Annotated in this window: 16 protein-coding genes; 6 read left to right on the forward strand and 10 right to left on the reverse strand. The window is 43.4% G+C overall.

The features are described from left to right. Positions 1-17: 17 nt before the first annotated feature. Positions 18-959 carry a siderophore ABC transporter substrate-binding protein gene (locus tag Xenpb_RS03445; RefSeq protein WP_187653111.1) on the forward strand — a complete coding sequence of 314 codons (942 nt, stop codon included), beginning with the start codon at positions 18-20 and terminating at the stop codon, positions 957-959. A 336-nt stretch (positions 960-1,295) separates the two neighbouring features. Further along, complete coding sequence (locus Xenpb_RS03450) at positions 1,296-2,075, forward strand: L-threonylcarbamoyladenylate synthase (protein ID WP_187653112.1); 780 nt, start codon at positions 1,296-1,298, stop codon at positions 2,073-2,075. A gap of 87 nt (positions 2,076-2,162) precedes the next feature. Here the strand turns inward: Xenpb_RS03450 and Xenpb_RS03455 are convergent, their stop codons facing one another. Then, complete coding sequence (locus tag Xenpb_RS03455; protein WP_187653113.1) at positions 2,163-3,080, reverse strand: LysR family transcriptional regulator; 918 nt, start codon at positions 3,078-3,080, stop codon at positions 2,163-2,165. Between the two features lie 276 nt (positions 3,081-3,356). On the opposite strand from Xenpb_RS03455, the gene Xenpb_RS03460 reads away from it, so the two are divergent. Together Xenpb_RS03460 and Xenpb_RS03465 are read left to right on the forward strand one after the other, a co-directional pair. Further along, the gene (locus Xenpb_RS03460) at positions 3,357-4,655 is read left to right on the forward strand and encodes an aconitase/3-isopropylmalate dehydratase large subunit family protein (protein ID WP_187653114.1); all 1,299 of its coding nucleotides are present in this window, start codon (positions 3,357-3,359) and stop codon (positions 4,653-4,655) included. Continuing rightward, positions 4,652-5,203, forward strand: a complete 552-nt coding sequence (locus tag Xenpb_RS03465) for a 3-isopropylmalate dehydratase (protein WP_187653115.1) — start codon at positions 4,652-4,654, stop codon at positions 5,201-5,203. Before Xenpb_RS03460 ends, Xenpb_RS03465 begins: the two co-directional genes overlap by 4 nt. A gap of 40 nt (positions 5,204-5,243) precedes the next feature. Here Xenpb_RS03465 and hemW read toward each other — a convergent pair whose 3' ends face one another. The 5 genes from hemW to Xenpb_RS03490 all read right to left on the reverse strand — a co-directional run bounded on the left by hemW (position 5,244) and on the right by Xenpb_RS03490 (position 9,222). Next, positions 5,244-6,374 (reverse strand): radical SAM family heme chaperone HemW, encoded by a 1,131-nt coding sequence (hemW, locus tag Xenpb_RS03470; protein ID WP_187653116.1) that lies wholly within the window; start codon positions 6,372-6,374, stop codon positions 5,244-5,246. After that, positions 6,367-6,960 carry an XTP/dITP diphosphatase gene (locus Xenpb_RS03475; RefSeq protein WP_187653307.1) on the reverse strand — a complete coding sequence of 198 codons (594 nt, stop codon included), beginning with the start codon at positions 6,958-6,960 and terminating at the stop codon, positions 6,367-6,369. Before Xenpb_RS03475 ends, hemW begins: the two co-directional genes overlap by 8 nt. Before the next feature lie 48 nt (positions 6,961-7,008). Next, complete coding sequence (locus Xenpb_RS03480) at positions 7,009-7,572, reverse strand: YggT family protein (protein WP_187653117.1); 564 nt, start codon at positions 7,570-7,572, stop codon at positions 7,009-7,011. A gap of 32 nt (positions 7,573-7,604) precedes the next feature. Beyond that, on the reverse strand, positions 7,605-8,426 hold the full coding sequence (gene proC, locus Xenpb_RS03485; RefSeq protein WP_187653308.1) for a pyrroline-5-carboxylate reductase: 822 nt from the start codon (positions 8,424-8,426) through the stop codon (positions 7,605-7,607). 100 nt (positions 8,427-8,526) lie between these two features. Continuing rightward, a complete protein-coding gene (locus Xenpb_RS03490; protein ID WP_187653118.1) occupies positions 8,527-9,222 on the reverse strand; it encodes a YggS family pyridoxal phosphate-dependent enzyme in 696 nt (231 codons plus the stop codon). 22 nt (positions 9,223-9,244) lie between these two features. Here Xenpb_RS03490 and Xenpb_RS03495 point away from each other — a divergent pair, with 22 nt between their 5' ends. Beyond that, a complete protein-coding gene (locus Xenpb_RS03495) occupies positions 9,245-10,258 on the forward strand; it encodes a type IV pilus twitching motility protein PilT (protein WP_187653119.1) in 1,014 nt (337 codons plus the stop codon). A gap of 43 nt (positions 10,259-10,301) precedes the next feature. On the opposite strand, the gene ruvX is transcribed toward Xenpb_RS03495, so the two are convergent. The 4 genes from ruvX to rsmE all read right to left on the reverse strand — a co-directional run bounded on the left by ruvX (position 10,302) and on the right by rsmE (position 13,097). Then, on the reverse strand, positions 10,302-10,724 hold the full coding sequence (ruvX, locus tag Xenpb_RS03500) for a Holliday junction resolvase RuvX (RefSeq protein WP_099115042.1): 423 nt from the start codon (positions 10,722-10,724) through the stop codon (positions 10,302-10,304). Then, positions 10,724-11,287: a YqgE/AlgH family protein gene (locus Xenpb_RS03505; protein WP_187653120.1), complete on the reverse strand. Its 564-nt coding sequence runs from the start codon at positions 11,285-11,287 to the stop codon at positions 10,724-10,726. Before Xenpb_RS03505 ends, ruvX begins: the two co-directional genes overlap by 1 nt. A 109-nt stretch (positions 11,288-11,396) precedes the next feature. Beyond that, positions 11,397-12,356 carry a glutathione synthase gene (gene gshB / locus Xenpb_RS03510; RefSeq protein ID WP_187653121.1) on the reverse strand — a complete coding sequence of 320 codons (960 nt, stop codon included), beginning with the start codon at positions 12,354-12,356 and terminating at the stop codon, positions 11,397-11,399. Between the two features lie 9 nt (positions 12,357-12,365). Then, positions 12,366-13,097 (reverse strand): 16S rRNA (uracil(1498)-N(3))-methyltransferase, encoded by a 732-nt coding sequence (rsmE, locus tag Xenpb_RS03515; protein ID WP_187653122.1) that lies wholly within the window; start codon positions 13,095-13,097, stop codon positions 12,366-12,368. A gap of 399 nt (positions 13,098-13,496) precedes the next feature. Here rsmE and Xenpb_RS03520 point away from each other — a divergent pair, with 399 nt between their 5' ends. Next, positions 13,497-13,946, forward strand: coding sequence for an A24 family peptidase (locus tag Xenpb_RS03520; protein ID WP_187653123.1), 450 nt, complete (start codon positions 13,497-13,499; stop codon positions 13,944-13,946). Positions 13,947-14,168: the final 222 nt, after the last annotated feature.

A 14,168-nucleotide genomic window follows, 5' to 3' on the forward strand; every position in this document is an offset into this window, starting at 1 on the left:
TAACTCCGGGTGTAACAATGAAAAAAATCCTGCCAATTGTTATTGCATCACTGCTTTCTGTCACCAGCTACTCTGCATTTAGTCAGTCATCAGAATCAATTACATCAAACGCAGTCATCGCTCAGTCTGGTGACTATGTCACAGTAAAACATCTTTCTGGTGAAACTCAGGTTAAAAAAAATCCACAACGAGTCGTTCTGTTCGATTTCGGAACTTATGATTCAATGATGAAGTTGGGGCTTTCTGAGCGAGTGATTGCACTCCCCATCGATAATTTACCTGAATATGTACGTAGTAGTGTTCCTGCCAGTATGCACAATGCCGGGGGAATGAAAGCGCCGAATTTGGAAAAGTTAGCGGAAATAAAACCAGATTTAATTGTCATTACAGGGCGTCAAGGTGCTTTTTACGATCGTTTGTCACAAATAGCGCCGACCATTGATTTAAGTACGGACAATAAAAATTACCTGCTATCCGTTGATGGTAACCTTAAGTTATTGGGAGAGGTATTCAATAAGCAGGATATCGTTAAAGCACAAACGGCTAGTTTGGAAAAAACCATTACAGCCGCCCAGGAAAAAGCGAAAACAGCGAATAAAAAGGTGTTGGTATTACTGCATAATGCGGGTGAATTATACCCTAATAATCAAGCCATTGTTTACAACGTGATTAAGGCTCCCCGTGCAGTATTGCCGGCTAAATCAGACAGCAAAAGCCGGGCTGTGACGGCGGACATGATTGCGCAAGCAAACCCTGATGTGATTTTCATCATCGACCGTAGCGAAGCGATTGGAGCAGGTAAGCTGGAAAAAGCTCAATTTGAAAACGAGCAAGTCAAATCAACCAATGCTTATAAAAACGGTAAGATAGTGTATTTACAATCTGATCTCTGGTATTTGTCTGGCGGTGGTTTGGACAGCATGACGAAACAAGTTAATGCGGTTGCTGATGCGTTGTAATTTCCCAGTTTAATATTTATCTTCCCTGAAATTGCCCCGGAATCTGACTATTCAGATTTCGGGGTAAATTTATCCCACTAGACTCTTATTGTTCCCAAATTGAAACAATCAACCAAAATCATCTTCTGGCCTTGTAGCATGAAAAAACTGCGTTAGGATGTTTCAAAAGGCATCCAATGAGAACACAAGCATGATTATCAGTTTAGCTGACGTAATAAATGCGATTACGCGTTTTATGATTCAGGCCAATATCTTGGCGTCAGCGACGATTACCGGTTATTACCAGCGTTAACTGATTGATTAATAATTCTTCCGTTTCCAGTAAAGGGTATCAATATGAGCAGCAAAAAAATTCAATGGAATAATGGGTTACAGCAGGAAGCGGTAGAGATCCTCTCTAATGATGGTGGAATGATCGTCTGCCCAACCAAAGTGGGTTACATTATCATGACCTCTGATGCACGAGGTTTGGAGCGCAAATTTGAAGCGAAGCAGCGTAATCGCAACAAGCCCGGTGTTGTTTTGTGTGGATCTCTGGAGCAGTTAAAAGAATTGGCTCAGCTTAACGCGGAAATTGAAGAGCTTTATCAAAGACATTGGGATGAAGATGTATTGCTGGGCTGCATACTGCCATGGAAAGAAGAAGCTATCGCCCGTATTCCTGATGATGGCTCCAAAGAATTGATGATGGATCAGCGTGGTACGAGCTGTTTCGTGATTAAATTTGGTAAACCGGGTGAGATTTTGGCGAAAGAGCTGTGGGAAAAATACGGCAAGTTTTCTTTTGCCAGCTCAGCGAACCCATCTGGTAAAGGCAATCGTGGATTGGTTGAATGTATCGGTGAGCGGATCGAGGAACGGGCTGATCTGATTATCTCAGCTAATGACTATGTTAAATCTATCCAGCCAAACGAAACTGAGCAAACCCGTTATGAGCAAGGTGTGATGGTTTCAATGGTAGATGATGAGGGTAAATTAATACCATCGCAAAATGGTCAGCGTGATATTACCCCGTGTCCGATATTGATTCGCAAAGGCCTGGATGTGAATAAGATCATGGTGATAATGGCTGATATCTTCACTACATGGGATTACCGCCATGGTAATTATTATTAATACTGTTTATCGCATTAATACGATAGCTACTATTAATATTTAGATATCTTTTGCGGGTACTGTTGTACCCGCAATGGCTTTTTCTGCTTACGAACTTTTTCTATTTGCTAAATTTTGCTTCAGTTTATTCTGCAAAGAGTAAGCAAACTGTTGTACACGTGAAGATAGCGTGCTCTCTGATTTAAATAATATCCAGGCTTGATAAATATCCATATTCCATTCAGGAAGAAGCCGTATTAATTTTCCTTCTGCCACGGCTTCGTGGGCTACATAGTCCGGCAGATAGGCAATGCCAGCTCCCGCCAGCGCAGAGCTCATCAATGCCACGCTATTATTGATGCGAAATCGGCTGCGTACTTCAATATCCAGCTTGTGCCTCTCTTTGCGGAATGGGAGAGAAATCGTATGTGCAGGGCCACGAAAAAGGAGGTAATCGTAACGAGGAAGATCGTCAGGTTTTTCTATTGAGGAAAATTGGCGTATGTAGTCCGGGGTAGCGTAAAGTCCCCAAGTGATATCAATCAGCGGTGTGGTAAGTGAATGATGTGGCATTTCCCGCCCGATGATAATCGCAATATCGCATTGATCTTTTTCCATATTAATTGTTCTGTCGGTCAGTTCCAGATCAACGCTGATATGAATATTGCCGGCAATAAAACTATTCAGGGCAGGGACAATACATTGACTACCAAAAGATACCGGAGCAATCAGGCGTAAACTTCCCATCGGTTCTTCATGAAAATTGCGGATAAAATGCTCCGCATTTTGCGCTTCGGTAAGAATCCGGTGGCAATATTGGTAATAACTCATCCCGACTTCTGTCACCTGAATTTTACGTGTGGTGCGGTTGAGTAACTGTGTACCTAATCTCACCTCCAGTTGTGCAATCTCCCGGCTGACGGAAGACTTGGATAGCCTCAGTGATTTTGCAGCTTCGGTAAAACTCAGCGTTTCTACTACGCGGGCAAAAACCACCATTGAGGTAAGATTATCAATATTATTCATGAAATAACCTAATGATTTACTCCGGAAATTGCCCTATAACATACCACATATCGTGCAGAGACATGCCAATATTCCTTATTTATCACTGTTCCGTAAGAAAACATGCAGGAGAATAAGTGCCAGATTTAAGGGGGCGGAAATTTCCCATTTTTCGAACGACTGTCTCATCATGGAAACAGTGAGCGATACAATGGTATTTCCCTACGATAAGGCGTAGTAATCTTGTTAGGATTACAATCTATCTAGTCTGTTTTAATCTTTCGGGGGTAATGTGAGATGAGCCAAACTATCACACAAAAAATTCTTGCACGGGCAAGTGGGCGTGAACACGTCACTCCAGGCGAAGTGGTTTGGGCGAAAGTGGATATTCTAATGTCTCACGACCCATGTACACCGGGCGTGGCCAGCGTATTTAAAAAAGAGTTCGGTCAGGATGCGCGAATATGGGATCCCGAACGTTTTATTCTCATCCCTGACCATTTTGTCTATTCGGCAGATTCACAAGCCAATCAGAATATTCGAGTCATGCGTGAATTTGCCGCTGAACAGAACATAAAATATTTTTATGACGTAGGAACTCCCAATTATAAAGGTGTTTGCCATATAGGGCTGGCAGAAGGTGGGCACACTCGCCCCGGAGAAGTGTTATTGGGTACGGATTCTCATACGGTAACCGCCGGTGCTTTTGGTGCATTCGCTATTGGGTTAGGAATTACTGATGCAGCTTATGCGTTAGGTACGGGTGAAATTCCCCTCAAAGTTCCCACGACGATTCGAGTCAATTTTACCGGAAACAAACCCGCCCATGTCTTGGCGAAGGACATGATTTTATCTGTACTGTCAGAATTAACCGTTGATGGTGCGACTTATCAGGCCATAGAATTTGGCGGTAATATCATTGATGAATTATCAGTAGAAGAGCGCATGACGATTTGTAACATGGTCGTTGAGTGTGGAGCGAAAAATGGCATTATGGTTCCCAATCAGGCGACTTTGGATTATCTGGCAGAACGGAATAATGTCCCTTTTGAGATTGTTTATCCTGACGAAGATGCTCAATATAGCCGTGTATTAAATATTGATGTTTCCGCAATGCAGCCAAAAATAGCTAAACCTCATTCTCCAGATAATGTGGTTTCCATTGAACAAGTTGCTAATGTTGCAATTTCTCAAGCTTATATTGGTTCTTGCACTGGCGGAAAATTAGAGGATTTTGTTGCGGCAGCCCGCATTATCAAAGGGCATAAAGTGACAATTCCAACTTACGCCGTGCCTGCAACAAAAGAAGTTTTCCATAAAACAATTACTACGCAAATTGATGGCGTTTCTGTCTATCAGATCTTAAGCGACGCGGGAGTGAAACTTTCCTCAGAATCAGGCTGTGCAGCCTGCTGTGGTGGCCCGCCAGATACCTTTGGGCGAGTCAATGATCCCATATCCGTGATATCGACAACCAATCGCAATTTCGTTGGTAGGATGGGACATAAACGCGCCAATATTTATCTCGCTTCCCCTTATGCTGTTGCTGCGGCAGCGATTACAGGTCAGATTACAAATCCTGAGGAGTTTTTATGAGTGAGTTAAAGGAAAATATCATTCGGGGTGAGGTTTATGTATTGGCCGATAATATTGATACTGACCAGATTCTCTCGGCCGAATATCTCAAGGTAAATCCTTCTACACCTGAAGGATATGCACAACTGGCTTCATTGGCGATGTGTGGATTACCGGAAGGATTTTTGCCTTTTATTGATGAGGATAAGGGTAAAGCGAAATATCCGATTATTGTGGCAGGGCAGAACTTTGGCTGTGGATCTTCGCGTGAACATGCTGTTGCTGCATTGGGGGCTTCTGGTGTGCAAGTCGTCCTTGCCCAATCTTATGCCCGAATATTCTTCCGAAATTGCGTATCAACCGGACAGTTATTGCCTATTGCTGCACAGGAACGTTTGTGTGACAAATTAGTCACGGGAGATAGTATTGAGATTGATGTTGAAAACCAGACAGTGACGTTACTGAAAAAGGGTGAGAAATATAAAACTGATCCTATTGGTGAACTTGCCAATATTGTCTCTGCTGGTGGATTATTTTCTTACGCTCGTGCGACCGGAAGAATTAAATGATATAGAAAAACTGCACCCAATTTTCAGGTGCAGTTTATTCTTAGAGAAATAGCTCCAATAAGGAATTCAGGAATAACTTTCCGTGTTTCGTAATTTGCCAGTGAGTGTCGCTTTCAGTTATATAACCCTTAGCCAGTGCTTCATCAATTTGTGGGCGAATTGCACTTTCAGGTAATCCGGTAAAATCACTGAAATCCTGACGTGGCATGGATTCCAGTAAGCGAAAACGGTTCATAAAAAATTCAAATGGACGATCTGCATTATCCACCTGATTTTGCTGATCCAAATAACGCCCCTGCATATATCCGCGTGGATGTTTGGTTTTCACTGTGCGGAGAATGCGACCATCTTCAAACGAGATTTTACCGTGCGCACCACAGCCAATGCCCAAATAATCACCAAAACGCCAGTAATTGAGGTTATGTTGGCATTGATAGTCTGGTTTGGCATACGCCGAAGTTTCATATTGCTGGTAACCCGCTTCCGTTAGTAATTGATGGCCTTGGGAAAAAATATCCCATAATGCGTCATCATCCGGTAAAACAGGGGGGCGAGAGCCGAAGCTGGTATTGGGTTCAATGGTTAATTGATACCAAGACAAATGCGGCGGAGATAGCTCAATGGCCTGACGCAAATCATTCACTGCTTCGTTGAGAGTCTGGTTGGGTAACCCGTGCATCAAATCCAGATTGAAGCTGCGTAAGCCAAGCCCGTCAGCCAATTTTGCTGCCCGCTTGGCTTCTTCCGGACCGTGAATGCGGCCTAAACGGATCAGCTTATCCGAACCGAAGCTTTGTACCCCGATAGAAATTCGATTAATGCCCGCTTGCTGATAGGCACTGAAACGATCTGCTTCGACTGTTCCGGGATTCGCTTCCATCGTAATTTCTGCGTGTGGGGAGAGGGAGAGTGAGGATCTGACACCATCAAGCAATCGCTGCATACCTTCTGCACTTAGCAGGCTCGGCGTTCCCCCACCAATGAAAATCGTTGATACCTCGCGATCACCAATCATTGGAAGGTCAGCGCGTAGATCTGCCAATAGGTGATCAACATATTCCTGATGCGGTACATCTCCCTTTAAAGCATGCGAATTGAAATCACAATAAGGACACTTTTGCACACACCAGGGAATATGAATATAAAGACTCAGAGGTGGCAACTTAAGCATTACGCATGGCTTCCAGCAACATCTCTAACGCTTTCCCACGGTGGGAAACGGTATGCTTTTGCTCGCGGCTTAATTGGGCAGCGGTACAGCCAAACTCTGGTGCATAAAACACAGGATCATATCCAAAACCGCCTTCTCCGGCTGGTTCATGGGTAATAATGCCTGACCAGCGGCCATGAAACACCAGAGGGGTAGGATCTTCGGCGTGGCGTAAATAGACCAGAACACAGTTGAATTGTGCCTGACGTTGCTCGTCAGGCACATCACGCATGGCCTCCAACAGCTTTTCCAGATTCTCCTGATCGGAAGCATCACTGCCCGCATAGCGGGCGGAGTAAATGCCAGGTGCACCACCTAATACATCAACGGACAGCCCCGAATCATCCGCAATGGCAGGTAAGCCGGTGACTGCTGCTGCATGACGGGCTTTGATGATTGCGTTTTCAATGAAAGTAAGGCCCGTTTCGTCGGCAGAGTCAACGCCTAACTCGGTTTGAGCCACGATATCTAAACCAAAGTCGGCCAATAAATCAGCCATTTCACGTACTTTGCCGGCATTTCCCGTAGCGAGAACAACTTTTTGCATTGCCATTTATTTAATTAACCTATGTATTCAATTAACTGATGTATCTCATTAACTTGCGAGCATTGTAGCCAGCCAACCCATTACGTCATAACGCAGAGTGTTCAGTGCGTAGAGGATGAGGATCACAATCATGGCTGAGAAATCGAGACCACCCATAGAAGGGATGATACGACGGATAGGTGCCATTAATGGTTCGGTCAATTGAATCAGAACATAGTCAACAGGATTGCGGCCTTGGCTGATCCAGCTCAATAATGCACGGGCAATCACCAACCAGAATACGAGTTTTCCGGCAGCGGTCAGCAATTCAATAATCCCAACAGGAAGTAACAGGCTAACAGGAATTAAAAATTGACCTGTAGATAACCAAACCGGTAATTCTATTTTGACCAGAACAAGCAGATAAGCGAACAGAACTGACGCTGTGTCAATGGGGCCAACGGCAGGGATTATTCTGCGCAATGGACGTATCACAGGTTGGGTTATTTTAACGATAAATTGTGAGAATGGATTATAAAAATCACAACGTACCCACTGCATCCAGACTCGTAGCAGTAAAACGGCAATATATAAATCCAGAACTGTGAAAAAGATGAAGTTTAAGAATTGCATGTAGCAGCCCTGATTAAATTAAACCAATTGAATTAAAATAATTTTTCCATTTCCTGCGCTCGGTGGATTGCTCCCTGCATAGCCCGAGACACAATTTCAGGCAGATTGCCTTCATAAAAAATGCGTAATGCTTCCGCCGTCGTACCGCCTTTAGATGTTACCTGCTCGCGCAGGATAGCAAAAGAGAGATCTTTTTGCGTTTCAGCAAGTTTAGCTGAACCCATGGCGACTTGCAGGACAAGTTTTCTGGCAGTTTCGCTATCGAATCCCAGACGTTCTGCTTCTTGTTGCATGGATTCCATGAACAGGAAGAAGTAGGCAGGAGCACTGCCTGCAACGGCGATAATATCGTTAATCCCGTTTTCATTATCTACCCAACAGACTGTACCGACGCTGCTCATCAGCGATGCTGCAAATTCGCGATCGGTCTGAGAAACGTTATCAGGTGCAAATAGCCCACTGACGCCTTGCCCGATAAGAGAAGGGGTATTTGGCATTATACGGATAATATTTAGATTATCCTGCAACAGTGTGTAAAAACGAACAGTTGGAATACCCGCAGCAATAGAAAGGATCAGTTTTCGGCTGAAATCGACTTGCGACCGTAGTGAATGACAAACTTCCGCCATCATCTGGGGTTTCACCGCTAACACAATGACATCGGCTTCCTGTGCGCAACGGATATTATCACTTTGGCTATTAATACCATACTCTTTTGCCAACACATCACGACGGGTTGTGTTTGGAGAACAGGCCGTAATGAGTTCGGCTGGATAACCTTTTTTGACCAATCCGGCGATAATGGCATGAGCCATATTTCCTGCGCCAATAAAGGTGATTTTACGACTTTCCATTAAATAATTTTCCATTAAGCAATTCTCCATTAAACAACCTCGCATATTGATCAGTTAATTTGAGGTATCAAGTTAGGTATTTTTCTCAGCAAAACTTAAGTTAAGACTTGTACTGGCGAGCCCCGAATATTGCGGTTCCAATCCGAACAAGTGTAGAACCACAGGTAATAGCGGCTTCCATATCATCTGTCATGCCCATTGATAGTGTATCGACTTGTGGATATTGCGTTTTCATTTCAATAAGTGCCTGTTCCATCTGGCGAAAAACGGCAATTTGGCGTTCAACGTCGCTTTCTGGTGCAGGGATTGCCATGAGTCCGCGTAATACCAGATTAGGCAAAGCATTGATGATGGCGGCCAATTCCATTAATTCTTTTAGCAAAATACCTGATTTACTGTCTTCACCACTGATATTAACTTGAATCAGTACATTGAGCGGAGCCAGATTTTCAGGACGTTGTTCACTTAACCGCTGGGCGATTTTCAATCTATCAATGGTATGACACCAGTCAAAATTTTCTGCAACCAGACGACTCTTATTGGACTGCAATGGGCCAATAAAGTGCCACACCAAATCATTATGGTTGGAAAAGTGTTGGATCTTCTCAACGCCTTCCTGAACGTAATTTTCGCCGAATTCCCTTTGTCCTTTAGTGATGGCTTCTGCGATGGCATCCGTAGGTTTGGTTTTACTGACTGCAAGTAAAGTAATTTCTTCTGGAGAGCGTCCGCATTTTTGAGCAGCAAGTGTAATGCGGTTCCTGACATCGTGAAGATTTTGTTCGATATTGTTCATAATTGACTCAGGAGATTAAAAAATGAATATGGAAAAATGGGTGGCCCTTAGTGTAAAGCATAATGCTTCAGATCTGCATCTTTGTATCGGGCAAGTGCCGATTTTGCGCGTTAATGGTGTGTTATACCCACAGATGCAACTGGAAGAGATTAAACCCAATGCCCTTGTGGCATGGAGCGAAGAAATCTTATCGGAAATTCAGAAGCAGCAGTTACAAAAGCACGGTCATGTTGATTTTGTCGTGGAAATGCCAAATAAACAGCGGCTAAGAGGCAATTTTTTTTATCAACAATCTCACCTGTCATTGGTATTGCGGCTAATTACGGATCAATGCCCGACCTTGGAACAACTGTATGCCCCCGATATTATCCAACGCCTTACCTTGCAGGAGACAAGTGGCTTGATATTAGTGACAGGGGCGACGGGAAGCGGTAAATCTACAACGCTGTCAGCGATGATTAATGCGTTAAATAGCCATGGCAATAAACATATCATCACGCTGGAAGACCCGATAGAATTCGTTCATCAAAGCCGGAATTGCCTTATACAGCAAAGGCAGGTTGGTAAAGATGTACCAGATTATCATACAGCATTGAAAGGTGCATTACGGCAAGATCCGGATGTGATTTTGTTGGGCGAATTACGTGATAAAGAGACGATTCGGCTGGCTCTGACAGCGGCTGAAACGGGGCACTTGGTTTTATCAACGTTACATACCCGTGGTGCAATTCAAGCAATAGATCGCCTGGTTGATGTTTTTCCCACAGAAGAGAAAAATTGGGTGTGTAGCCAATTAGCCGGCAGTTTAAAAGCGGTTATATCCCAACAACTGATTCCTGCCAGAGAAGGCGGGAGAGTCGCTATTCATGAAGTTCTGGTCGTCAATCAAGCCGTCAGCCATTTGGTTAGGGAAGGTAAGAATCATCAAATAGCGACATTAATGCAGACAGGCGCTGCTTGTGGTATGCAAACTTACGAGCAAAGCCGACAACAGCGCAAATCGTTAGGATTACTGGCAGATGAGGGTGGCTGGTAATAGTGAGGTAGTTATAGCCATTTCTTATAGATAAGTATGGCTATTATGAATATTGTTGCTCAAACCAGCTTTCCAAAATGATAACAGCAGAAGCTGCATCGACCTTACCTTTATTCAGCGCCTTGTAGCCTCCATGATCAAACAGATGAGAACGGGCTTCCACAGTGGTCAATCGTTCATCATGCAGCTCAACCTGAACGCCAAAACGTCCATGCAGGCGATTGGCAAACTTACGGGCTTGTGCGGTGACAGGTTGCTCTGTGCCATCCATATTGAGTGGCAAGCCAACAATAACCAGATCTGGCTGCCACTCTTTAAGCAATTTACCGATAAGCTCCCAATTTGGTGAGCCTTCGTTGGCTTTGAAAGCAGATAGTGCTCTGGCTGTACCCGTGACTTCTTGCCCGATGGCAGCACCAATACTGCGCGTACCAAAATCAAAGGCGATGATAGTGCGGTTTTTCATCAGGCATGTCCTGCTTGTGATGCGAGATTATAAATATTGATCCCTAACAGAGACGCGGCTTCACGCCAGCGATCAACAATAGGGGTATTAAAAATGATAGAAAGTTCTGCACTGACAGTCAGCCAGCTATTTTCCATAATTTCTTTTTCTAATTGGCCTGTTTCCCAACTTGAATATCCGAGAGTCATCAACACATTTTTGGGCTGACGGGGAGTTCCCAGTGCTTCCAGCATATCTTTGGAGGTTGTGATCATGGTTTCATCAGAGATCTGGATACTGGAGCTGAAACCTGATTGTGGTGTATGCAGAATAAAGCCGTGCTCTTCAGATAAAGGCCCGCCAGCCATTACTGGTCTATTGAGATCGATAGTAATGTCTCTGTCTTCGGGGGCGATATCCAACTTCTGTAAGATATTCTGGATAGAAACTTGGGCTATTGGCTTATTGATAATTAATCCCATTGCCCCGTTTTGATCATGTTCGCAGATATAAACTACAGAGCGGTTGAAATAAGGATCAGAGAGCGAAGGCATGGCAATAAGAAAATGGTGCTGTAGATTCATGTGTTTTCTGATAATTATTTTGGCAATGTAAGAGTGATTTGGCCCACCAGTATGTGGGCACTTATTATAAATGGCAAATGTTGCCAGGAAACGAAAGTTGTTCGGACTATTATGCTATCTGTTTTTCCAATCGTTTTTCGATAGCATTCATTAACATGCCAGTAATCGAAATGTCAGGGAATGCAGCCTCTATTTCACGAACGCAAGTCGGGCTGGTGACGTTAATCTCAGTTAAACGATCGCCAATGATATCTAGCCCAACAAAGATTAACCCTTTCTCTTTTAAGACCGGAGCAACTGCACGGGCGATCGCCCAATCACTTTCTGACAATGGGCGGGCTTCTCCACGTCCACCGGCTGCAAGGTTGCCACGAGTCTCTCCCTGAGCTGGAATACGCGCCAGACAATAAGGTACAGGTTCACCATCAACAACCAATACGCGTTTATCACCATCTTTGATGGCTGGCAGGAAGTTTTGAGCCATACAATAACGGCTGCCATGTTCAGTCAAGGTTTCAATAATTACCCCGACGTTGGCATCATCTTGCTTCAGACGAAAAATTGAAGCGCCTCCCATCCCATCTAACGGTTTAAAAATTACATCGCCATGTTTTTGGTGGAATTCGCGTAAATTTTTTGCATTACGAGTTACCAGTGTATCGGGTGTCAACTCTGGGAACCAGGCGGTAAATAGCTTTTCATTGCAGTCGCGCAGGCTTTGAGGCTTATTAACAATCAGGCTGCCTTTAGCTTCAGCTCTTTCAAGAATATAGGTAGCATAAATGTACTCAGTATCAAAAGGCGGATCCTTGCGCATCAGAATGACTTGCAAAGTATCAAGGGCTATCTCTTGTTCACTACCAAACTGGTACCACTGCTGTGGATTTTCTTCTACTGTGAGCAAACGGGTGCGGGCACGGGCTTCTCCTTGGTACAGGTAGAGATCGTTCATTTCCATATAATGGATTTCCCAGCCACGTTTTTGTGCTTCCAACAGCATGGCAAAACTAGTGTCTTTCTTGATTTTGATGGATGAAATTGGATCCATCACTATACCGAGCTTGATCATTTCTTCTCCTTAACCCAGATCACCAAAACGTACTTGCAGTGCGGTAATTGCGGTGAGTGCCGTAGTTTCTGTCCTCAGGACGCGAGGTCCTAACAGGATATCAGTAAATTGATATTTTGCTGTCATTTCAATCTCTTCAGCGGACAATCCTCCTTCAGGCCCAATTAACAGGCGTACTTTTTCCACGGGCAGCGGGAGGGTATTGATGCTTTGGTTCGCACGGGGATGCAGATTTAATTTTAGGCTGTCATCATTTTCCTTGCACCATGCTTCAAGTAACATGACCGGACGGATCTCAGGAATACGATTACGTCCACACTGTTCACAAGCAGAAATGACAATTTTTTTCCATTGTTGTAATTTTTTCTCCAGCCTTTCCGCATCCAGTTTTACACCACAACGTTCAGAAAGTAATGGTGTGATAGTGCTGACACCGAGTTCCACGGATTTTTGGATTGTAAATTCCATTTTCTCACCGCGGGACATGACTTGCCCCAAATGCAGGTTCAGGGGGGATTCATGATCTGATAATTGGCTACTAAGGATACGCACCTGAACTGTTTTTTTACTGGCTTCAGTGATTTCTGCATCAAAAACCTGATTGCTGCCATCAAAGAGTTGTAATGCCTGCCCGTTACTCATTCTGAGTACGCGACCAACATGATTGGCTGCATCATCGCTCAGATAGATTTTAGCCCCTGCTGAGAGCGGTTCAGGGTGATAGATGCGGGGAATTCGCATATTTCTTCTTTCCTTCTTTTTCCGGATGTTTCCGGCATGGCGCAAACAGCCACATGACAAAATTGATTCATCGCCATGATAAATGAGCGCTGTTTGCGTGATCAAGCTATCTCTTACCTTAGGGAATACAAGATATTTTCTTGCGAGTTGGCTCGCATATTTATTTAGTAATTGCTGTTTTAAATAAATATCTGTTGCCAATGATGGGAATAAAAAATTAGTATTCCTCCTGTCCTGATTGATATTGGGAAATATGGAAAGAAGACAGTAACAAGGATGTTATTTACAAAGGAGTGTTTTATAAGGTGGCTTTTCATAAAGAAACTTTTATAAAGTCATAGTATTTACTGGCGTAAAAGGTAATTTGTTATTTTAACTAACTTAGATTGTATAATAATAATGTTCTTCTGTAGCACTTTGCTATTATTATCAGTTATTGATATTAAAACGTATAGTTTGCCGGATGTTATTACACTGCCTTTATTATGGATTGGGCTTTTATTTAATATTGATGCTAATCTGGTTCCAATAGAGAGTGCAATATACGGCGCCATATCAGGGTATCTATTTTTATGGTTTTTGTATTGGTTGTGCCGATATACCTTCAAGAAAGAGGGGATAGGCTATGGAGATCTTAAATTAACCGCAGCCATTGGTGCATGGTTAGGGGTGGAAATGATACCAATACTGATGCTGATGGCTTCATTATCTGGTCTGTTAGGATTTATGCTGGTGGGTTTGAAAAGGAAGTCTTACCCTGAATTTATCGCATTTGGGCCTTATTTATGTTTATCCGCAATCGTGTTGATGGGGTTGTCACTGAGTGATATTGATATTACTTCTGCCTAATATACTTTTAATCTTCCAAGTCAACAGAGAGGCTAACCAAGCAACAATTTGCAAATGAAGAAAGGGGGGACTTTATCACAGCAAGGCTTGAATATTTCTTTTAAAAAGTTCATTCTCTTACTACGTTTATAGAGGAGATGAACTCTATTATGACATTAAAGATAACGGCTTTATTGGAAAATCAGGATAGGTAATTTTTAATATTGGGAGGTGTGTAATTAT

This window comes from Xenorhabdus sp. PB62.4, assembly GCF_014467285.1.
Classification (GTDB): domain Bacteria; phylum Pseudomonadota; class Gammaproteobacteria; order Enterobacterales; family Enterobacteriaceae; genus Xenorhabdus.